Below are 21,375 nucleotides of genomic sequence, written 5' to 3' on the forward strand. Positions count from 1 at the left end.
GAGATTGCTGCTAAAAAACCTCAAATCGGCCGATCTCAAATCTAAAATTGTTTAGTCGATCGTCGATGCACCAAACCATACAGGATTGCCGAACCACAATTCGATCGCCAGCAAAGGTAGTTATGGTTCGATCATAAGCGAAATTGTCATATTTTTCACCCCACAGTTCTATCTGGGGAGTTAAATTTGGTGCTTTTTTGCTGAAAATATAACTATCTACCAATATTCTACCTAATGTCACGGCTCCCACTGCCCGCCAAATTTTATTTAGACTAACGGGGCATAAAAAAATTGAAAAATGGCTCTCCGGCTCCGATCGAGAATTGTTAAACACAAGGTATCTTTAAGATTTGTTGCTTAACTTCTGGTTTTTGAAGATATCAACAAAGCCTTTTCCTCGCTGCGGCGGTCAATAAGTTGGAAATACGAGAATTTTATGTTGTCGAAAAGAATTTTGCCTTGTTTGGATGTGAAAGCCGGTCGCGTGGTCAAAGGTGTCAATTTTGTCAACCTTAAGGATGCTGGCGATCCGGTAGAAATGGCTCAGGTTTACAACGATGCCGGTGCTGACGAGTTGGTGTTTCTGGACATTACGGCGACTCACGAAGACCGGAATATTATGATCGATGTGGTGTACCGCACGGCCGATCGAGTATTTATCCCTTTGACGGTGGGCGGCGGCATCCAATCCTTAGACACCATTAAAAGTTTGTTGAGGGCGGGCGCTGATAAGGTGAGTATTAATTCGGCGGCGGTGCGCGATCCGAGTTTAATTGACAAAGCCAGCGATCGATTTGGTAATCAGTGCATTGTAGTGGCGATCGACGCTCGCAAACGGCAAGACGCAGATCATCCTGGTTGGGACGTGTACGTGCGCGGAGGGCGAGAAAATACTGGCAAAGATGCGATCGCCTGGGCCAAAGAAGCCGAACAGCGCGGCGCGGGGGAAATTCTGGTGACAAGCATGGACTCGGACGGCACTCAAGCCGGTTACGATTTGGAATTAACTCGCAGCATTGCCGAAATGGTCGAAATTCCCGTCATTGCTTCCGGCGGCGCCGGCAACTGCCACCACATCTACGAAGCGGTGACTGAAGGCAAAGCAGAAGCTGCACTGCTGGCTTCCCTGCTGCATTACGGGCAACTCAGTGTAGGAGAAATTAAAACTTATCTAGCAAAATTTCAAGTTCCCGTGCGACAGCAGCAGCCATTAGTTATTAGTCATTAGTCAGTGGATAGTCGAGCGCATCTCAATATCTTGCAACATTTTCAACAAACCGCTCTCCGGGTTCACTCCAGCGCCATCTCACATTGCAAACAGGCTAAATACACCCGCCTCCACCCCACGATAAAACCAGTTACTGAGATTGATACTGCTATGTGACGCGCATCCGAAGGCACTTATAGAGAATTTTTTTGATTCTACACAAGTGCCTTCTACATAAATGTCTTGGGGCGATCGACTCCTGTCAACTAGAAATATTCCCTGAGAAGGATTTCAATTACCAGCTTTTTCAGCTAAATATTATATATTAGCTCAATTTGAAAGAAAGCAACGGTTGCTTTGATCAAAATTGAGTTAAAGATTGTGCAGAATATGAGTGAGCTTCAGCCTGTTAACAATCTTAGCGATCAAAACTTCTAAAAACGGAGAAATTTTGTATGTCTTTTATCAGCTTTAACTTCCCTGCCAAGCGTTTAGTCCGCACTTTAATAGCTGTTTGTTTTTGTGCCTTGATGTTTGTTTCTAATGCTTTTCCCGCTTTTGCCGTTACTAGCAGCCCCACCAAAGGTGAAGACCAACTTTTAGGGATTGAAAAAGAATCTCAAGAAGCTGTACTGAAAAAACCAATGTCCTTGGAAGAAACTCAAGAAAAAGCCAGCAAAGGACCCAACGAAGTTCAGGGAGACGCTGACATTGAAAAAATGAAAAATCCTTCCAATACAGAAGCTACATCCTTTGAGCAACAAGTCAAAAAAGCTGTCAGCAAAATTAAAGACTAACTCAGCACGCAGTAGTCAGCGGACAGTTGTCAGTATAAAAGATTAGGGACACGGCGCGATGCCGTGTCCCTAGATTTTTTTTGTAGAGACACCGCGCCACATCCTTGGAAAGGCAGTATCCAATCTAAATTTAGCTTGAGTTTTCATAATTGCTCTTAGGAATGAGAATTAAATAACTTCCACAAGTTTGTGGGATGGGCGTCCCGCCCGTCCTTTTTGGATGGGCCCGACGCCCATCCCACAATAACAATTAAAATTGTAAGTTATTTAATTCGCGCTCCTTAGATGGAATAAAAAAGTGGAAAGGACTTGGCATCTTTCGGCTTTACGAACACTCTTTGCTGGGGCTGCAAGTTCAAGCTATCGAATCTTTCTCTAGTCAAATTAGCGTTTACTACTTGACCGTCATCTAAGGTTAATTCTACCTGAATTTCCCATCCCAAATGAATCAAGCGACTGATTCTTGCAGGCACGGTTGCACTATTTTCTGTAGTTTCAATTACTACGTCGTGAGGGCGCAAGAAAATCTCTGGGTTGGCTGAGTCAAAGCCGTTGTCTTGAAACATTCTTGAACTGCTGGGCAAGACATTGACGGGGCCGATAAAACTCATTACGAAGGCACTAGCGGGATGGTCGTAAATTTCTGCGGGTGTGCCGACTTGTTCGATTTTACCTTTATTCATGACTGTAATTCGATCGGCAACTTCCATCGCTTCTTCTTGATCGTGCGTCACAAAGACTGTGGTAACGTGAACTTCGTCGTGCAGTCGCCGCAACCAAGCGCGCAAGTCTTTGCGAACTTTGGCATCGAGAGCTCCAAAAGGTTCGTCTAGCAATAACACTTTCGGTTCCACAGCTAGGGCTCTGGCGAGGGCCACCCGCTGCCGTTGGCCCCCTGAAAGTTGCGACGGGTATCTATCGCCCAATCCTGCCAATTGCACTAAATTCAACAATTCTTCTACCCGCGATTTGACTTTCGCGGGTGGTGTTTTCTGAATTTGCAGCCCGAAAGCGATGTTTTTTCGCACTGTCATGTGCTTGAATAGCGCGTAGTGCTGAAACACGAAGCCAATTTTGCGGTCTTGGACGCTAGTATTGGTGGCATCTTGGCCTGTCAGCCAGATTTTGCCGGAGTCGGGCATTTCTAAACCCGCAATCAGTCGCAGCAGTGTAGACTTGCCGGAACCAGACGGGCCCAGCAATGCGACTAGGGAACCCGATTCAATTTCTAAGCTGACTCGATCGAGTGCTTGGAAACTGCCAAACTGTTTTGATACGTTGTCTACAACTATGCCCATGGTAGGAAGAAAGAAGAGGGAAGAGGCAGGATACAGGAAGCAAGAGGCAAGAGGCAAGAGGGAAAAATGTGAATCTCCGGTTTGTGGATAGGTTAAGGTTAGTTTTTTTATAGCACGATCGCACATCAGTTTGTTAATTTTAGGGTTTTGGCGATCGGTCAGTCGATTTTAGATTTTAGATTTTAGATTTTAGATTTACTTGCAGCGCAGTGAATCTGGAAGATGGAACTTTGGTCTAAAATTTTGAGTTCTCCAGGGCTTTGTATGGGTTTTGGGCGGTGTCAATCGATTGCGCGATTTGAGATTTGAGATTTTAGATTAAAGGATTGAAGCATTGACTTGCGCGAGATAAATCCGGGGGCTTGTGTATTGGATACAGGTTTTTGTATTTCTGGGTCCTGAGTCTGCGCGTTGGAATGAATCACGTGGCGGGTATCCTGGATGCTTTCGGTCAAACAGCCGAAAATTAACAAAAATGCACCTCCAAAACAAAACAACACAATTCTTTGCCACCAAAGTTGGCGTTTGGTACTACAATGCAGCAAAAGTTCAAGCGTTTTTGACTTCAACGGCTGAGGGGATAAAGGAAAATGGGAGATGTTGGACGTGTGCCTGTAGGAATTATCGGCGCTTCAGGGTACGGCGGCGTGCAACTTGTGCGACTGCTGGCGGACCACCCGGCGGCTGAAGTAGTTTATTTGGGCGGGGATAGCAGTGCAGGAAAACCTTATTCCAGCCTTTACCCGCACCTGACTAACTGCATTGATTTGACAGTAGAGGCGATCGACCTAGACCAAATAGCGGCAAAATGCGAAGTTGTGTTTCTGTCGCTGCCGAACGGTTTAGCTTGCAAAATGGCACCGACGCTGATAGAAAAAGGCTGCAAAGTCTTGGATTTGTCGGCTGACTACAGATTTGAAAATCTGGAAACTTACAAAGCTTGGTACGGGGGCGAGCGATCGGACTCTGCTTTAGCTGCAACGGCTGTTTACGGTTTGCCAGAATTGTATCGCGATCGAATTAAAGACGCTCAGTTAGTAGGCTGTGCCGGCTGCTACGTCACTGCTAGTTTATTAGCCCTGGCACCTTTGCTCAAACAAGGTCTCATCGTGCCAGAAACAGCAATTATCGACGCCAAATCCGGTGCTTCGGGAGGGGGCCGCAAAGCCGAAGTTAATCTGTTGTTGGCTGAAGCAGAGGGTTCTCTGGGCGCTTACGGCGTTGGGCGCCACCGCCACACGCCAGAAATCGAGCAAATTTGCAGCGATTTAGCGGGACACGATATTAAAGTTCAGTTTACTCCCCACCTAATTCCGATGGTGCGGGGAATTCTGGCGACTGTGTACGCAACTTTGCGCGATCCGGGTTTGGTGCGGGAAGATTTAATCACGATTTTCAGCGCTTTTTACCGCAATTCTCCTTGGGTAAAAGTGTTACCGGCTGGAGTTTATCCGCAAACAAAATGGGCTTGCGGCACAAATCTCTGTTACATCGGTGTGGAAGTAGATCCGCGTACTGACAGGGTGATTGTGCTGTCGGCGATCGACAATTTAATTAAGGGCCAAGCCGGTCAAGGCATCCAGTGCATGAACTTGATGATGGGCTGGGAAGAAACTTTGGGTTTGCCACAATTGGCTTTCTATCCTTAATTGGTAATTGGTAATTGGATCGGGGCGGGTTTACGAGATGATTGGTTTTTAGGCAATTATTGTTTGTAAAACCCGCCCCTTGTATCCACACGATCTAAGTTTTCGATGCTCGATGCCCATCCGATTTTAGATTTCTGATTGTTAATTTTAGATTCAAGTTACTAATCAATTCTTCAATCTAAAATCTAAAATCTAAAATCTAAAATTGTCAGATGCCCGATTACCAAGTGTTATTTGGGCCCGTAACCGATCGATCCTGCATAAATTGCCCGATCGCCCAATTGGTCTTCAATCCGCAATAAACGGTTATATTTAGCCACCCGTTCGCTGCGACACAAAGAACCAGTCTTGATTTGGCCGGCGCGAGTCGCTACCGCTAAATCGGCAATGGTGGTATCTTCAGTTTCACCGGAACGGTGGCTGATGATCGATCGATAGCTGTTCCGTTTGCCCAGGTCGATCGTATCCAAAGTCTCCGTCAAAGAACCAATTTGATTCAGCTTAATCAAAATCGAATTGCTAGCTTTCAAATCAATTCCTTTTTGCAGTCGCGTCCGATTAGTCACAAACAAATCGTCACCCACCAATTGAACTTTGCTGCCCATTTTCTCAGTCAGCGCTACCCAACTGTCCCAATCGTCTTCATGCAAACCATCTTCAATCGACACAATGGGATATTGACTGGCCAAACCATCCAAATAATCGATTAATTCTGCCGGCGAATGAGCCACACCGTCGTAAGTGTACTGCCCATCTTTGTAAAATTCGCTAGCAGCAACATCCAAAGCCAAAGCAACTTGTTCACCCGGTTTGTAGCCAGCTTTTTCAATAGCTGCAATCAACAAATCCAAAGCTGCTTGATTGGATTTAAGATTAGGCGCAAAACCGCCTTCATCACCCACACCAGTCAGCAAACCCTCAGCTTTTAAGACTTTACTCAAGGATTCAAATACCTCTGCACCCCAGCGTAAAGCTTCTTTAAAAGAAGGCGCACCCACAGGGACAATCATAAATTCTTGAATGTCCACATTATTGTTAGCGTGAGATCCCCCGTTGATCACGTTCATCAAAGGCACGGGTAAAACGTTAGCTAAGGGCCCGCCCAAGTAGCGGTAAAGGGGGAGTCCTAAAGTCTCGGCGGCCGCCTTTGCTGTGGCTAAGGAGACTCCGAGAATCGCATTGGCGCCGAGGTGGGATTTGTTCGGGGAACCGTCCAAGTCAATCATGGTTTTGTCTACCAGCGCTTGGTCGATCGCATCTAGATTAGCCAAAGCGGGGGCAATTTTGTGTTCGACGTTAGCGACGGCTTTTAGGACTCCTTTGCCGCCGTAACGGCTTTTGTCGTCGTCGCGGAGTTCGTGGGCTTCAAAAGAGCCTGTAGATGCGCCGCTGGGGACTTGGGCGAGCCCCACAACGCCGTTGGCTAGGTAAACTTCAGCTTCGATGGTGGGGCGGCCGCGGGAGTCGAGGATTTCTCTGGCTTGAATAGATTCGATCGCAGTGTCTAGCATATTAATTATTCCTGACTTAACTCAAGGTTTCATGACAATTAGCAGTCTCTGGGTTTTCCCACGCTGACTGCTGACGGGTAATAGAGTACGCGATCCCCAGAATTATTGGTACACAGTTCAAAATATTTGCGGATTTGGACGTGCAGATTGGTGTCAATAAGCTATGCTTGTTGAATAAAGATTGACAGCAATTTTGACAATAATTTGATTATTTTCACCCCAAATTCCCGCAGATTTCTTAATTGAAACCTTTGTTAAAATCAGAAGGTCAATCGATTTTAGATTTTAGATTTTAGATTTTAGAGGCGACCCCACGGATAAATTCGGGGGCTTGTGTATCGGATACAGGTTTTTTATTTCTGGACGGATCGATCGCGTGGCGGGTATCCTGGATGGTTTCGGTCAACAAAGTCAATCAAACAAGGAGAAACTTAGGATGTTAGAAACAAATCTCGGAGAAATTAAAGCATTATCTGAAAATTCAGATCCAATTATTGCCGATCCCCCAAACACCAAATTACTCACCGGGCCATTGCCAAATCCAGGCAGCGACCCCAACTTTTTTGACTTAACTCCCAATGACGACGCAGTTCAATTAGCCAATGGAATTCTGCGGAATACTCCCGGAGGTTTGCGGGCTTTAGCGGGTAACGATTTTGTCAGAGGTTCCGGTGGTGCGGAACTGATGAACGGTAACAGCGGCACAGATACTTTAATCGGGGGTTGTGGCAGCGATACTATTCGCGGCGGCCAAGATTTTGACATTCTTTATGGAGAATGTGGCAGCGATTTTGTCAGCGGAGATCAAGATAATGACTACGTTTATGGAGGCACGGCAAATGACTTTATTCGCGGCGGTAAAGGGAATGATGCTTTAGTAGGAGATAGTGGAAATGATACTATAATAGGTGATGCTGGAATTGATAGACTTTGGGGAAGTGAAGGCGCAGATTTGTTTGTCCTCCGCACAGAAGTGGGAGCCACTTCGGGGGAAATTGGTTCGCTGCAACCGCCTCCTAGCGGCAATTTTGATGTTGATGAAGTGACTGCAGATTTTATTCTCGATTACAATCCGGCTGAAGGTGATGTAATTGGATTGGCGTCTGGATTGACGCAAAATGATATTGTTTTGAGCGAAAGGTTTTTAACAATTGGTGATGCCAGAGATTATGACAGCAGCGGGCCTTTTCCTCCGGGAATTCCTCGAACTCTGGATTTTAGAATTTTAAATACTAAGGCGACGGTGATTCGGGAAGCTAGCAGCGGCAATATCTTGGGTTTGGTGAAGGATGTTTCGCCGAGTCAACTTCAGTTTACCTCTGTGTCTGACGGGACGATCGCCCTTGGATAATCCGCACCCTACAATAGACATCTCCAAAATATAAACTCAAGGGCGGGCGAGACGCCCACCCCACAAAACAAACTTTCTTGTGGGGTGGGCGTCTCGCCCGCCAACCCGATGTGCATAAGCCGGGTAATTTGTTTGTTGGAGGTGTCTAATCTTTAAGATTGCCAGAAATCCGCCACATCATATCCCATTTCGGTGAGCATTTGCCGCAGCAGAGGTAAGCTCAAACCAATCACATTTGTGTGACATCCTTCGATTTGTTCCACAAAAAAGCCGCCTTTACCTTCCAGTGCAAAACAGCCTGCACATTGCAAGGGCTCTCCGGTAGCGACGTAAGCCGCAATTTGGCGCGAGGTAACTTCCGCAAAATGAACTTTTGTAACTTGACAGCGAATGCTCGATCGAGACATTGCCTCATCCAAGTCATCGAATCTAGTATCAATTAAAGCATGACCCGTATACAGTTCGCCCACCTTACCGCGCATTTTCTGCCAGCGCGAGATTGCTTCCTCCGCATCCTTGGGTTTGCCGTGAATTTCGCCATCTATGAGCAAAATTGAATCGCATCCCAACACCAAACACGCTTTGGGATTGGGGATTTGGGGGTGAGAATTAGCCAGTAAAAACTTAGCTACAGCCTCAGCTTTTCCCTCTGCTAACACCTGCACTAAATTAGTGGCATCTTTCATTTGTATTTGCCCTTCATCAAAGTCGCTGGGGCAAATCACAGCTTGAATGCCAGCATTTTCTAGCAGGCGGCGGCGGGCTGGAGAAGCTGAAGCTAATACAAAATTTGGAATTTTCATAAGTTAAGAAGGAAGAAGGAAGAGATGAGAAGGAAGAAGGAAGAAGGAAGAAGGAAGAAGAAAGAAAAATCAACTAAAATATTCCTCATCTCCAATGACCTGCGCCCTATTCCCCATTCCCAACTACTTTTTAACCTACTAATAAACAGAGAAAGATTTAACAACTTTCTCAAAAGCTTCTTTTACCTTTGGCCAGCGTTCTTCGGTAGTGGAAACGTTAAGGGTAAAAAGTTTGCCGCGGCTGACTGCTACACTCGCTAAGTTGTGGCGTTCTTGGTTTGGCAACTTAACGGCGTATTCTAAAATGTAATAGTTTTTCGATCGCGATTCACGAGCTTCTGCATTGACTAATTCAGCTTCGCGGCCCGAATCAGCCGGGGCGATCGCACTTTTGCTGAGCTTGTATCCCACATCCGTCGGCGATCCCAAATCCGCCAGAGTTTTGTCCTTTGCGACTGGACTGATTACCACGCTAACGTTCTCGGTTTGCTGAATCAAATCGCGGAACACCACATCGGGCCCGTTAGAAACCGCGATCGGCAGCCAGCCGTTAGGATAGAGAAATTGATAGCCATCGCCAGTATCAACGTAGCTTTTGAGTCCGGTGACTTTAGACACACAACCTGTCAAGGTGAGGCTTAGAACCACCAGAAGTATTGCCGCAATTCGTTTGAGCATTCTTTTTACGGGTAGGGTAACAGTAAAATATTTAATTTTAATTGTCTCACCAAACCTTGCCCCTAAAAATAGTTAAGCTATGGATCGCTGTTTGTGTAACGCCAGCGATCCATAGCCAGATAGTTTAATTGTTAACAAAATCATTACAGGTGAGTCAGCCAGCTAATCAGCCCGTGCTTGGTCGAAACTTCTAAAGCCAAGAGAGAAACAAAGCCAATCATGGCAAGGCGGCCGTTTAAGCGTTCTGCGTAGGGGGTAAAGCCGGTGCGGGGTTCGTCATCGACGTATACTTGCGGCTCGATCGCAAAATTGTTCATTTTGCCTTGGTCGTCCAGCATTAAGCCTCTGTTACTCATGTTTTTTTTCCTAAATGGTTTTTAGTGTACTGTAACTAAATGTAACAGACTTGTGAAGATATGTAAAGGATTGTGAGAATTTTTTTTTAAATACCCCGATCTGACACCAGTTTATAAAAAAACTGCAACTGTAGGCAAGCTCTAAACCCTTATCTAGTCAGTCTTTCCCAATTCTCAAATCTAAAATCTAAAATCTAACAATGGTATGACTGTGGGTAGACTCTGGGCCCCAGAGGGGGGAGGATAGAGTGGAGAGGCACAAAAGTCGATGGTGTATGGCAAATCCAGTCTGGGTTTGACGAAAATTGTGGAACGGAGGAAAAATTTATGCGGGCCAGTCTGGAAATGCGGTGGTTTTATAGCGGTGCACTGCCAAAATCAATCAATCAATGGTTTGGAAGCGAGAGTCTCGGCACGTATCTTTCGCCTCCCGAAGAGCGGGAAGACATATATTTGCTAGTACCAAGCTGCGACTACTTAGGAGTGAAGCTACGTGGGAAAACCTTGGAGGTAAAGTGGCGTCAGGGAGAGTTGGGGACAATGCCCTTCGGCAACCGCTGGGAAGGCAAAGCCGAAAAGTGGCTGAAGTGGGTTTGTGCGGACACGATGGCGCCGATACCGGCGGATATTTTGGCGACAGGAAAGTGGGTGGGAGTCAAGAAAAAGCGAGCGCAGCGTCTTTACCACGTTTCGGAGTCGGGTGCGGTAATGTCAGTGCCAGTAGAAGCCCCCATTCCTCAAGGTTGCACCGTGGAACTTACTCAGTTGAACATTAACGGCAGCGCGTGGTGGACTTTGGGATTTGAAGCATTTGGCAGCGAAAGTTCTTTGACAGAAAACCTGCAAACAGTAGCTAGTTGGACTAGCAAGAGTTATCAGGCGCAAAAGTTAAAAGCTGAGGATTCATCTGCTTATCCGGTTTGGCTGGCTAGCAAGTAATATTAAACCCGGCTTTAATAATACCTCCTGTATTTTTTAGTCGCCCTCTGCTGGGACGAGAGTTTGTGTAGATGCGGTTTCAAGAGTCTGATGGAAGGGGTTTCTAACTATAGCGCGAGCGGTCTTCGCGAGGGGGGCGCTCGCACTGCACTCGAAAAATTACAGCAGATTTCAGGTAAATGAAGAACAAAGAAACCTGTTTGGAGTAGGGGCAATGCCAAGAGAACCCTCCCTGATTCAGGATTTCAGTTCAAAACTCAAAACTATTCCCCCTCTCTCCGATTCTCCTCCTCTTTCATTTTCCCCACTCGGCCAGCACTTCTGAGAATTTGACAAGCTAAAATTGCCGCCCCAAACCCGTTATCAATATTCACCACACCCACACCAGCCGCACAAGAATTGAGCATAGTTAAAAGAGGAGCAATCCCGCCAAAACTCGCGCCGTAACCCACACTCGTCGGCACAGCAATCACCGGACAATCTGCCAAACCCGCAACCACACTCGCCAAAGCACCTTCCATACCCGCAACAGCAATCAACACATCAGCATCAGCAATCACGTGCCGGTTGCTCAGCAAGCGGTGAATGCCGGCAACTCCGACATCCCACAAACGTCGCACCTGAAAACCGCAAAGTTCCGCAGTAATTGCCGCTTCTTCCGCTACAGGCAAATCCGCCGTTCCCGCACTGATAATAGTCACAGTACCCGGATGCTGCGGAGTTGGGGAATTAGGAGAAATTGCACAAATTCGAGCCTTTTGGTAGTAGCACAAATCGGGTATTTTTTGTTGCAATTGCTCGAAAACTTCCGCTTCGATTCGTGTCGCCATCACCGCCGAATTTCGCCCGCGCATCGCCTCGATAATCTCAACAATTTGGTCGGGCGTTTTCCCTGGGCCCCAGATTACTTCAGGAAAACCGGTTCTTAAAGTGCGGTGGTGGTCAATTTTGGCAAAATCGCCGACTTGTTCAAAGTCAAAATGCTTTAATTTATCTAAAGCGGCGATCGGACTAATATCGCCAGTGGCAACTGATTCGAGTAACTGCTGTAAAATTTTAGGTTCCATAAACTAATAACAAATGACTGCTAACTAATGACCTGCCCAAAAACGGATACAAGCCCCCAACTTAAATCGCGATGGCACAATTTTAGACTCTTGTTCAAGTTCCCAGATTCATCTTTAGACTAAATGAAATCTAAAATCTAAAATCTAAAATCTAAAATCGACTGACTATTCTGTTATTTTCAACTCGTACAAATTCCAGAAAGCACCGCCGAGGGCACTGTAGCGAATTCCCGAAACGCGATCGCGCACCGCCTCAAAAGTCAGCGGATTTACCATATAAACAAAAGGCACTTGTTCCGCTATAATCCGCTGCGCCTCCCCATAAATTTCCTTGCGCTTCGCCTCATCAAGCTCCTGAGAAGCTTTCACGTAAAGGTCATCGATTTTCTGCTCCCAGTCGTAAACTTGCCAACCCTGAATCGGCGGTTCTCCGGCTTGCGGGCCTTGGTTGAAACTGTGCAGTGTGCCGTTAACAGACCAAATATTGTAGCCGCTGTGCGGTTCAGTACCTCCCGTAAAACCGCCGAGGTAAGTATCCCAATTCCGCGTCAATCGCAGCTTTTCCACATAAGTGTTAAAACTCAGGAACTGCGTATCAATTTGCATCCCCAGTTTGCCCAAGTCTTGCTTAATTTGCGTTGCCATTTGTTCCCGAACTTTTTTACCTGCCGCCATCAACAAAGTAAATCGCACCTTGTTGCCTTCAGCATCCAACAATTCTTCGTTACTATTATACTTGAATCCAGCACTTAACAGTAACTCTTTGGCTTTTTGTCGATCGTAACTGTAAGTTTTCAATCCCTGTTCTGGGGACAGGTAGAACGGGCTTTGCGCCGGAATTGGGGAATGCAGCGGCGCGCCCAGTCCGCGATAGATATTGTTAGTCATGGCGGATCGGTTGATGCCGTAGGCGATCGCCTGCCTAAATTCTTTACTCGCAAACCAGCGAGATTTAACTGGGTCTACAAACGGCTGATTTTGAGCATTGCGCCCCTTATTCAGATTGAAACACATAAACACGCTGCCAGTATCTGGGCCGCCGTTAAAGACCGTATATTGGCCGCGTTTTTCCTCCCGTTTCAGCAGCGGAAACACTTCCGGCTCCACGTTCAGAGTATCCAAATCGCCCGATCGAAAATTCAGCAGTTGATTATCTGTATTTTCGATAATTTGCCAAACAATTTGCTGGATGTAAGGTTGAGAATTTCCCTCTGCATCTTGGCGCCAAAAATAGGGATTTCGTTCCAAAACCACGCGCTGATTGGGAGTGTAGCTCAGCATTCGATATTGACCATTTCCGACAATTTTTTTAGGATCAGTATCCGTGCCCCAAGTAGTCAGGAATTTAGGATTACCATCTGCATCTGTATTTTCGACAGCTTCCTGTAAAATATGAGCTGGTAAAATTGGGATTCCCCCAGCATATCTAATAAATGGAGCAAAGGGTTCTGCAACGGAAAATTCAACGCGGCGGCTGTCAAGTTTTTTAACTTTTGGGAATTCGCGACTCATGCCAACTCTCAGAGTATCTTTCAAACCGCTAGGAATTTTGTCATTGAAATAAATCTTTTCATAGCTGAAGATAATGTCATCAGTAGTCATCGGTTGGCCGTCCGACCATTTCAAGCCCTCTCGCAGGGTAAAGACAATCTTTTTGCCATCTTTAGACACTTCCCAGGACTCGGCTAAACCGGGTTCTAGCTGCGATGTCAAGCCGTTTTCGTTGATCAATCCCTCGTACATATAGCCAAAGACGCTGTATGCAGATTGATTTAGCGGGTAGTTAAAGGTAGCTGGGCCGCTGGGGGTGGGAACGATGAGTCTGTTTACTAAGTTCGATCGCACCGGAGTGCACGCAGACATAGTTATAGTGGCAATTGCGGCCAGTAAAATCGCCAGCCAGCGCAGTCTTGAATGTACCATCATAGAAATTTTCATAACTTTTAACTATACCATTTCAGTGCAACTACGACTGAGACTGTAGCCAACCGAGAAAATCTTCCGTGACCGAGAAATACTTCATTATTCCTACTTCCCGCAAAGCATCTCGAACTTTCGGCAGACCAAATTCTTTTGTATTATTGCTCAAAAATACCTTAACTTCATTAGGATGTAAGTGTGCGTGATTCAAGATGCAGTGCAGAATCAAATTGTCTGTCGGGTCTTCTTCAATAAAAATTGAATTCAAACTTTCTCGAAGTATGCCTGCTGTTAATGGGAGCATTTCTATCTTTATAGCCAACAAATCAAGAGCAGCAAAAAGACGTGCATTAATATCATTGAGCAACACCTCATTCTCATTGAGAGATTCCTCTAAGTGGAAGACAAGAGACTGGGCAGAGGGTGAAGTTTTATCTCGCTTTAGCTGACTGATTTGTTTTTCCATTTCACCTAAAAAACGGTTTCGTCGCTTGATTTCGTCTTCTAAAGCCGAAAGTGATTCCATGCAGCAAATACTTGGTATTGCTATGTTGACTGATGTCGGTACACTCACCAACAAGTTGTTAGCGTCTGGATCGCGTCCCGTAGCAATGCTCATCAGAAAGTTAGTCTCGATATATAAAATTGCCACCAATTTCTACCCCTGATTTTGTCGTCCCACCTGCTAGCAGCGGCAGCAAGCCGATTTTTGCTATCTGTTCTGACGCGGTGGGAATCTCAGACTTCCAATTATAAGCTAAGTCGCGCAGCCATGCTTCAACCAGTCTAGTTAGGTATCGCTTAAAGATCCGTTTGCTGCCAAATTCCGGCTCATAATGGCGAAGTATTTCACCAGTGTTTAGAGAACAAACAGGTTCAGATAAGTTTACTCCGTCCCATTTGAAAATCAGAATTTGTTCGGTGTCAACAAACATCGCATAGGGAATGAGTGTGCGCTGCTCGGATATCTTCGCTAACGCAGCTTTCATCCAAGATATCATGTAGTCAGCAATCCTTTGCTTTGCTGCTGGTTCTTGAGCTTCAATAATTTTAACTTCGATTAGCACGACTACCCGATCGTCCTTATCCAATGCGATAATATCCGCGTCAATGGGTAACTCTAAATCCAAGGTTTCAGTTTGCATGGTTTTGGTCTTCCTAAAACGTAGATTAAAGTTCTATTTTAGCACTAACAAAACTACAGCGTAAGCTGCGATTCCTTCTTCTCTCCCAACGGGGCCTAGCTTTTCGTTGGTAGTAGCTTTGATGCCGATTTGGTCTGGTTTCAATTGTAGGACAGCAGAAAGCCGATCGCGCATTTGCTCAATATGCGGTTTCAGCTTTGGACGTTCTGCCACCACCACCGAATCAATATTGCCGATTTCCCAGCCTTTATCTAATATTAACTGATTGACTTGTGCCAGCAATACGAGACTATCCGCACCCTTCCATTTCGGGTCAGTTGGCGGGAAATACAGCCCGATATCTCCTAAACTGAGAGCTCCGAGCATCGCGTCCATGATAGCGTGGGTAAGTACGTCGGCGTCGCTGTGGCCGAGTAAGCCTAATTCGTGGGGAATATTGACACCGCCTAGGATGAGAGGACGATCGGGAACTAAGCAGTGAATGTCGTAGCCATTGCCGATGCGGATGTTCATGTAAAAGGAAGGTTGGGTAAGTATAGTAGAAGACAATTATTTCATATTTTCAGGGAGATAAGTGAATTTATTTTTTAAGGCAGAGCCGAGTGTTAAATATTTTTTTTTGCTGATTTCCTTAGCAGCTATGGCAATCCTAAAGCTTGTGGAGGGGAGAGAAGGGTTAATGCTGGAAACGCTAGAAAAATATGGGGACTTCTCGATGAGTGCTCTCCTGAACTCAAAGACTTACAAACGCGAATCCAAAATTTATTAGGCTCTTAAATATACGAGATTTACGCATCAAGACCAAAGAAACCGGGTTTTTTACCGAATCTGTGGACTACCACGAAGTATTACCGCAAAAAACCCGGTTTCTGACCATGAATTTCAAAGGTGGTATCCGCCACGTGATTTATCCGTGGAATCAATCCCAAATCGAAAATCAAAAATCCTTGCGTCCCCCGCATTTATCTCGCGCAAGTCAATCGAAAATCGAAAATCTAAAATCGATTGACCACTCGTGCGATCGCCCTTTCTCCTATTCTTCCCTCTCCTGCAACCACCGATCGTACAAATCCAGCCTGCGCGATCGAGTTCTTTCAATTTGCTGTTCCCTGCGCCAGCGAGCAATTTCTGCGTGATTACCAGACAGCAACACGTCGGGCACCTTCAATCCCCGAAAATCCGCCGGTCGAGTGTACTGCGGATAATCCAAAAGTCCGTCCTCAAAACTCTCAAACTTTAGCGAATCTTCCTTGGCCACAGTTCCCCGCAGCAATCGCAAAACCCCATTAATCAAAGCCAAAGCTGGAATTTCGCCTCCCGTGAGAACAAAGTCGCCCAACGATACCTCGCGAGTGACTAAATGCAGGACTCGATCGTCCACACCTTCATAATGACCGCAAATCAATACCAACTGATCGCGATCGGCAGCCAACTCCCGAAACATCGCCTGCTGCATCGGTTCCCCCTGGGGAGTCAGCAAAATCACCTCCCGCCGTGGCAAAACCGGCAGCGACTCCACCGCAGCAAAAATCGGTTCCGGTTTCATCAGCATCCCCACTCCGCCCCCGTAAGGCTCATCATCGACTCGCTGGTGCTTGTCTGTGGTAAAATCGCGGGGATTGACAAAATTCACCTCAGCAATCTTTTTAGCTAAGGCTTTGCCCATCAGTCCCGACTCTAGGGGAGCCCGGAAAAATTCTGGAAATAGGGTAACAACGTCAAATCGCACAATTATTGGAATTTCATTGATACATCACCTCTAGTTTGACCTTTAGGGGGAGTTCAGTTTTCAGTAATTGCTTTATTCTTTATAATTTCTTATAATTTCTGAAAATTTTGGCAAGTTAAATTCTCTTCCTTTGTCGGCGGGCCGGTTTTGTACAAAAATAATCTGTTTTTCATGACAGCGACTGCAAGTAAACTCGCCCCCAAACAACTGCGGGATCGCGCGATCGCCGATCGCACCTCGCTGGCACCAAAAAATATTTATTCTTAAAAAGCCCCATTCTACCCACAGCCACGGCAAAATTGAATTTCACATCCAACAGAGGAAGACACACCATGCAGCAGTTGACATCTCAAGCCCTTGAACACAATATTCCCCCGCGCACAAAAACCTCGATTATGGTCATCGGGGGAGCCGAAGACAAAGTTCACGGGCGAGAGATTCTGAACACCTTTTTTTGCCGTGCTGGGGGTGCAAACGCTCGGCTGGCGATCGTTCCGTGCGCTTCGCGAGATCCCGAAGGAATTAGCAACCGCTACCGCACAATATTTGACGAAATGGGCGTTAGCGCAGTCAAAGTAGTAGACATCCGCGAACGCGAACAAGGCGAAAACCCCGTCTGGAAAGATTACTTAGAAGACTGTACGGGCGTATTCATCACAGGGGGCGACCAACTGCGGCTTTGTGGGCTCCTGGCGGACACCCCGCTGATGGAGAAAATTCGCAAAGAAACTCTCGAAGGCAAGATTACCCTCGCTGGCACCAGCGCGGGTGCTGCGGTGATGGGATATCACATGATTGCAGGCGGTGGGAGTGGCGCCCCGCCGAACCGCTCTTTAGTAGACATGGCAAACGGACTTAACATTATTCCTGAGATCATCGTAGACCAGCATTTTCACAACCGCAATCGCATGGCTCGCTTGCTGTCGGCTGTGGCTTGTCATCCCGATCGCATCGCTATTGGTATTGACGAAGACACCTGCGCCTTGTTTGAGGGAGACGATACTATGAAAATTCTCGGTAAAGGCACTGTGACTATTGTTGATTCTAGGGAAAATTTTTATACCAATGAATCTATGGTAGGAGCGACAGAACCCTTAAGTCTGTTCAATATGCGCTTGCACGTTCTGTGTCACGGAGATTGCTACAATATGCCCCAAGGCAAACCCATGCCATCGGGAGCGTGTTCCGAGTCTGGCTGGCCCCCCGAATGCCGCACAGCCAACTAAGGTAGAACATCTCTTGTCATTGATTCGGCAGAAATTAGGCGGCATTCCGGCCGAATCATGGATACAACAATAGAATAGATGCCGAAGCAGCCACGGTCTGACCCCAGGAGACCGAACCACAGAAAATTCTAGCTTCAGGCTTTGAGTTTTTGCTAGCCATGTACCTGTAGTTTTTAGCCGATCGCAGGGGCATGAATTTTAAATTGGGTAGCCCATAACTGGAAATTCACTCCCAAACTGTTCGCAGCGAACAGTCGATCGAGCAATCTAGATCGAAATTGAATAAATGCTCCAATTATCTATAAGATTTCGCGCCCCATACCCCTCTAACTGCCATGAAAATACTTAAAATCCAGACATTACGCGGCCCCAACTACTGGAGCATCAGACGCCAGAAACTCGTCCTGATGCGTCTGGATTTAGAGGAGTGGGCAGATAAAACCACAGCGGAAATTCCTGGATTCTATGAAGGGTTGATCGCCGCACTTCCGAGTTTGAACGACCATCACTGTTCTCCAGGCCATCAGGGAGGATTCCTGCAACGGGTCAGAGAAGGCACAATGATGGGACACGTAATCGAACACGTCGCCCTCGAACTTCAGGAAATGGCAGGAATGCCGGTCGGGTTCGGCCGTACCCGCGAGACTGCGACCCCAGGTATTTACCAAGTAGTAATCGAGTATCAAAACGAACAAGCCGGTCGCTATGCAGCCCGGGCGGGCGTGCGGATGTGCCAAAGTATTGCCGATACAGGCACTTATCCAGCAGCCGAATTAGTCCAAGATTTGAGAGACCTCAAAGAGTTTGCTGCGTCGGCGGCCCTGGGGCCGAGCACGGAAACACTGATTAAGGAAGCAGAAGCGCGCGGCATTCCTTGGATACCTTTGAGCGCCCGGTTTATGATTCAACTCGGCTACGGGGTTCACCAAAAGCGGATTCAGGCAACTCTGAGCAACCGGACGGGAGTTTTGGGGGTAGAACTTGCCTGTGACAAGGAAGGTACCAAAAATATCCTCGCTAGCGCAGGCGTGCCGGTTCCCAGAGGGACGGTGATTCATTATTTGGACGAATTGCGCGGGGCGATCGAAGATGTCGGCGGTTTTCCGATCGTCCTCAAACCCCTAGACGGCAACCACGGCCGCGGCATTACGATCGACATCAATTCCTGGGAAGCAGCAGAAGAAGCCTACGACTTAGCCAGCGCAGCATCAAAAACAAAAAGCGTCATTGTCGAGCGCTATTACGTCGGCCGCGATCACCGAGTATTGGTAGTCAACGGGCAAGTCATAGCAGTCGCAGAACGAGTACCCGCTAACGTCGTAGGTAACGGCAAGTCTACAGTAGAACAGCTTATTGAAGAAGTAAACCGCGACCCGCAGCGAGGAGACGGACACGACAACGTGCTCACCCGGATCACGATCGACAAATTGTCCCTGGATTTGCTGCAAAAACAAGGATACGCGATGGACTCCGTAGTGCCCGCCGGCGAAAGAGTATTTTTGCGCGCGACAGCAAACTTGAGTACCGGTGGCATTGCAGTCGATCGCACCGACGAAATCCACCCAGAAAACGTCTGGCTGTTTTCCAGAGTCGCCAAAATTATCGGTTTGGACATCGCCGGCATTGACGTAGTAACTCCCGACATTTCCCAACCCCTGCGCGATGTCAACGGCGTCATCGTCGAAGTCAACGCAGCACCGGGTTTCAGAATGCACGTCGCCCCAAGTCAAGGTTTACCCCGCAACGTCGCCGGCGCCGTCTTCGATATGCTATTCCCCTCGCCTCAACCCAGCCGGGTGCCAATTTTAGCGGTAACGGGAACCAACGGCAAAACGACAACCACTCGCCTGCTAGCCCACATTGTCAAGCAGACAGGTCAGATTACCGGCTATACAACTACCGACGGCACTTACATCGGCGATTATTTGGTCGAAACCGGAGACAATACCGGGCCCCAGAGTGCTCAATTGATTTTGTCCGATCCGACGGTGGAAGTGGCCGTGTTGGAAACTGCCAGAGGCGGAATTTTGCGATCGGGCCTCGGCTTCGATCAGTGCGATGTCGGCGTCGTCTTGAACGTCGCAGCCGATCACTTGGGCATTGGCGACATCGACACCGTGGAACAACTTGCCAAACTCAAGAGCGTCCTCGTCGAGTCGGTAATGCCCAAAGGCTATGCAGTTTTGAATGCAGACGATCCGCTAGTATCACAAATGGCGCAGCGTGTCAAGGCTCAAATTGCATATTTTTCCATGAACCCGGACAACGAACTGGTTGCCAAACATACCGCGGCGGGCGGGCTGGCAGCGATTTACGAAAACGGGTACTTGTCGATCTTAAAAGGCGATTGGACGCTGAGAATTGAGCAGGCTGTGAACGTGCCGCTGACGATGGGCGGGCGGGCGCCGTTTATGATTGCTAATGCTTTAGCAGCTTGTTTGGCGGCTTTTGCCCAAGGATTGAAAATAGAAGATATTCGCGCTGCTTTGTCAAGCTTCCAAGCATCCGTCGGTCAAACTCCCGGAAGGATGAATTTGTTTAATTTGGGCAGCTATCACGCTTTACTCGACTACGCCCACAACCCCCACAGCTACAAAGCTTTGGGCAGTTTCGTGTTGAATTGGCCGGGACGGCGGATCGGGGTAGTAGGTGCCCCCGGAGACCGGCGAGATGAAGATTTTGTCACGCTGGGCAAACTTTCGGCCGAGATGTTCGATCGTATCATTGTCAAAGAAGATATTGACAGGCGCGGCCGAGAACCCGGTGTTGTGGCAAAGTTAATTTGCCAGGGAATTGCCGAGGCGATTTCTGCCGGAACCGCAAACAAATCTCAAGTTGAATACGAGTTGATTCTCGACGAAACAACGGCCGTTAACAAGGCTTTAGACGAGGCGCCGGCCGGCAGTTTGGTAGTAATTTTACCTGAAGGTGTCAACAAAGCTTTGAGTTTAATTGAAGCCCGGAAACCGATTAAGGAATCTGTGGAAGTGCAAAATGGTTTAGATCGATCGAAGTCACAGGAAAGTTTAAAACCGACTGTTGTGAATCAAGGCTAAACTCTTAAGTCTCATTTAATTAATAGGTTGGGTTACTTGTGTTAAACCCAACCTATTTGTTTGAGAAATTACGTAATTCCTGATTTTTATGAAACCTGCTATACTTAAGAAAAACTTTGTAAATCTTCCTCAGATAGCTGAGCTATTTTCATTAAGGCTCTCAAGGTTCCAACTTTCAAATCTTGATTTCGGTGAACAGGAATTGACAAAATTTGTTCTAGTTCCGGGTTTTCATAGATATGATGACTGCCGGTAACTCTTTTCAAAACCCAACCTTTATGCTCTACTATTTTGCAAAGTCGCTTGCCAGAAATAGATTTCATACAGCAATTTCCACAACTCTATCTGTGGAGGCAATTGCTTCACGACTATTAGCAACTTCGAGCCAACCTTCAATAGCATCTTTTAAATTAATTATTACTTCTTCTATCGTTTCTCCTTCGGTAATGCAGCCGGGAAGCGCTGGAACTTCTGCCCAATAGCCACCTTCTTCTGCAGGATGTACGATCGCTCTAATTTTCATAGATTTATTGAGGTATTTTTGAAGCACTAAAGCCATAAAAACCGGGTTGCCAAGCAAAATCTTCGTTGTGAACGATCGACTTTAAGGCAGAAACCGGGTTTTTGACTCCGCCTGTATCTA

21 protein-coding genes are annotated in these 21,375 nt (G+C 46.9%); 7 read left to right on the forward strand and 14 right to left on the reverse strand.

The features are described 5' to 3' along the window. Nucleotides 1-10: 10 nt before the first annotated feature. Nucleotides 11-241 carry a hypothetical protein gene (locus QT987_RS22560; RefSeq protein WP_333244573.1) on the reverse strand — a complete coding sequence of 77 codons (231 nt, stop codon included), beginning with the start codon at nt 239-241 and terminating at the stop codon, nt 11-13. A gap of 195 nt (nt 242-436) precedes the next feature. Between QT987_RS22560 and hisF the strand changes: the two genes are divergently transcribed. Then, on the forward strand, nt 437-1,228 hold the full coding sequence (gene hisF, locus QT987_RS22565; protein ID WP_333244576.1) for an imidazole glycerol phosphate synthase subunit HisF: 792 nt from the start codon (nt 437-439) through the stop codon (nt 1,226-1,228). Between the two features lie 434 nt (nt 1,229-1,662). Continuing rightward, nucleotides 1,663-2,004: a low temperature-induced protein gene (locus QT987_RS22570; protein WP_333079325.1), complete on the forward strand. Its 342-nt coding sequence runs from the start codon at nt 1,663-1,665 to the stop codon at nt 2,002-2,004. Between the two features lie 281 nt (nt 2,005-2,285). Here the strand turns inward: QT987_RS22570 and QT987_RS22575 are convergent, their stop codons facing one another. Beyond that, nucleotides 2,286-3,302, reverse strand: coding sequence for a sulfate/molybdate ABC transporter ATP-binding protein (locus QT987_RS22575; RefSeq protein ID WP_333211490.1), 1,017 nt, complete (start codon nt 3,300-3,302; stop codon nt 2,286-2,288). A gap of 590 nt (nt 3,303-3,892) precedes the next feature. Here QT987_RS22575 and argC point away from each other — a divergent pair. After that, complete coding sequence (argC, locus tag QT987_RS22580; protein ID WP_333057475.1) at nt 3,893-4,951, forward strand: N-acetyl-gamma-glutamyl-phosphate reductase; 1,059 nt, start codon at nt 3,893-3,895, stop codon at nt 4,949-4,951. A gap of 230 nt (nt 4,952-5,181) precedes the next feature. Here the strand turns inward: argC and eno are convergent, their stop codons facing one another. Beyond that, the gene (eno, locus tag QT987_RS22585) at nt 5,182-6,462 is read right to left on the reverse strand and encodes a phosphopyruvate hydratase (RefSeq protein ID WP_445243112.1); all 1,281 of its coding nucleotides are present in this window, start codon (nt 6,460-6,462) and stop codon (nt 5,182-5,184) included. Nucleotides 6,463-6,898: 436 nt separating this feature from the next. Here eno and QT987_RS22590 point away from each other — a divergent pair, with 436 nt between their 5' ends. Beyond that, nucleotides 6,899-7,813: a calcium-binding protein gene (locus tag QT987_RS22590; protein ID WP_333244580.1), complete on the forward strand. Its 915-nt coding sequence runs from the start codon at nt 6,899-6,901 to the stop codon at nt 7,811-7,813. A 152-nt stretch (nt 7,814-7,965) separates the two neighbouring features. Here QT987_RS22590 and QT987_RS22595 read toward each other — a convergent pair whose 3' ends face one another. From QT987_RS22595 to QT987_RS22605, 3 genes are all read right to left on the reverse strand, one after another. Then, on the reverse strand, nt 7,966-8,616 hold the full coding sequence (locus QT987_RS22595) for a nucleoside triphosphate pyrophosphatase (RefSeq protein WP_333057479.1): 651 nt from the start codon (nt 8,614-8,616) through the stop codon (nt 7,966-7,968). A gap of 138 nt (nt 8,617-8,754) precedes the next feature. Then, the gene (gene psbP / locus QT987_RS22600; RefSeq protein ID WP_333057481.1) at nt 8,755-9,294 is read right to left on the reverse strand and encodes a photosystem II reaction center PsbP; all 540 of its coding nucleotides are present in this window, start codon (nt 9,292-9,294) and stop codon (nt 8,755-8,757) included. A 143-nt stretch (nt 9,295-9,437) separates the two neighbouring features. Next, nucleotides 9,438-9,650, reverse strand: a complete 213-nt coding sequence (locus tag QT987_RS22605) for a high light inducible protein (protein WP_190659021.1) — start codon at nt 9,648-9,650, stop codon at nt 9,438-9,440. Nucleotides 9,651-9,977: 327 nt separating this feature from the next. On the opposite strand from QT987_RS22605, the gene QT987_RS22610 reads away from it, so the two are divergent. After that, complete coding sequence (locus QT987_RS22610) at nt 9,978-10,589, forward strand: hypothetical protein (RefSeq protein ID WP_333057483.1); 612 nt, start codon at nt 9,978-9,980, stop codon at nt 10,587-10,589. 263 nt (nt 10,590-10,852) lie between these two features. Here QT987_RS22610 and larB read toward each other — a convergent pair whose 3' ends face one another. From larB to trmD, 6 genes are all read right to left on the reverse strand, one after another. Continuing rightward, nucleotides 10,853-11,656 (reverse strand): nickel pincer cofactor biosynthesis protein LarB, encoded by an 804-nt coding sequence (gene larB, locus QT987_RS22615; protein ID WP_333211494.1) that lies wholly within the window; start codon nt 11,654-11,656, stop codon nt 10,853-10,855. Between the two features lie 165 nt (nt 11,657-11,821). After that, the gene (locus QT987_RS22620; protein ID WP_333244600.1) at nt 11,822-13,582 is read right to left on the reverse strand and encodes an ABC transporter substrate-binding protein; all 1,761 of its coding nucleotides are present in this window, start codon (nt 13,580-13,582) and stop codon (nt 11,822-11,824) included. A gap of 40 nt (nt 13,583-13,622) precedes the next feature. Further along, nucleotides 13,623-14,228: a PIN domain-containing protein gene (locus QT987_RS22625; protein ID WP_333057486.1), complete on the reverse strand. Its 606-nt coding sequence runs from the start codon at nt 14,226-14,228 to the stop codon at nt 13,623-13,625. Continuing rightward, nucleotides 14,203-14,721: a hypothetical protein gene (locus tag QT987_RS22630; RefSeq protein WP_333057487.1), complete on the reverse strand. Its 519-nt coding sequence runs from the start codon at nt 14,719-14,721 to the stop codon at nt 14,203-14,205. Before QT987_RS22630 ends, QT987_RS22625 begins: the two co-directional genes overlap by 26 nt. A gap of 33 nt (nt 14,722-14,754) precedes the next feature. Continuing rightward, entirely contained in the window at nt 14,755-15,234 is a 480-nt protein-coding gene (gene ispF / locus QT987_RS22635; protein WP_333057497.1) for a 2-C-methyl-D-erythritol 2,4-cyclodiphosphate synthase, read from the reverse strand. A gap of 520 nt (nt 15,235-15,754) precedes the next feature. Continuing rightward, the gene (trmD, locus tag QT987_RS22640; protein WP_333057488.1) at nt 15,755-16,450 is read right to left on the reverse strand and encodes a tRNA (guanosine(37)-N1)-methyltransferase TrmD; all 696 of its coding nucleotides are present in this window, start codon (nt 16,448-16,450) and stop codon (nt 15,755-15,757) included. Nucleotides 16,451-16,782: 332 nt separating this feature from the next. Between trmD and QT987_RS22645 the strand changes: the two genes are divergently transcribed. Together QT987_RS22645 and cphA are read left to right on the forward strand one after the other, a co-directional pair. Continuing rightward, the gene (locus QT987_RS22645; protein WP_333057489.1) at nt 16,783-17,676 is read left to right on the forward strand and encodes a cyanophycinase; all 894 of its coding nucleotides are present in this window, start codon (nt 16,783-16,785) and stop codon (nt 17,674-17,676) included. Nucleotides 17,677-18,011: 335 nt separating this feature from the next. Further along, nucleotides 18,012-20,732 (forward strand): cyanophycin synthetase, encoded by a 2,721-nt coding sequence (cphA, locus tag QT987_RS22650; RefSeq protein ID WP_333244583.1) that lies wholly within the window; start codon nt 18,012-18,014, stop codon nt 20,730-20,732. Nucleotides 20,733-20,836: 104 nt separating this feature from the next. On the opposite strand, the gene QT987_RS22655 is transcribed toward cphA, so the two are convergent. Further along, the gene (locus QT987_RS22655; RefSeq protein ID WP_333243816.1) at nt 20,837-21,055 is read right to left on the reverse strand and encodes a type II toxin-antitoxin system HicA family toxin; all 219 of its coding nucleotides are present in this window, start codon (nt 21,053-21,055) and stop codon (nt 20,837-20,839) included. Next, on the reverse strand, nt 21,052-21,255 hold the full coding sequence (locus tag QT987_RS22660) for a type II toxin-antitoxin system HicB family antitoxin (RefSeq protein WP_333234063.1): 204 nt from the start codon (nt 21,253-21,255) through the stop codon (nt 21,052-21,054). The genes QT987_RS22655 and QT987_RS22660 overlap by 4 nt, the downstream gene beginning before the upstream one ends. Between the last annotated feature and the right edge of the window lie 120 nt (nt 21,256-21,375).

Source organism: Microcoleus sp. SVA1B4 (genome assembly GCF_036700545.1).
In the GTDB taxonomy this organism is placed as follows: domain Bacteria; phylum Cyanobacteriota; class Cyanobacteriia; order Cyanobacteriales; family Microcoleaceae; genus Microcoleus.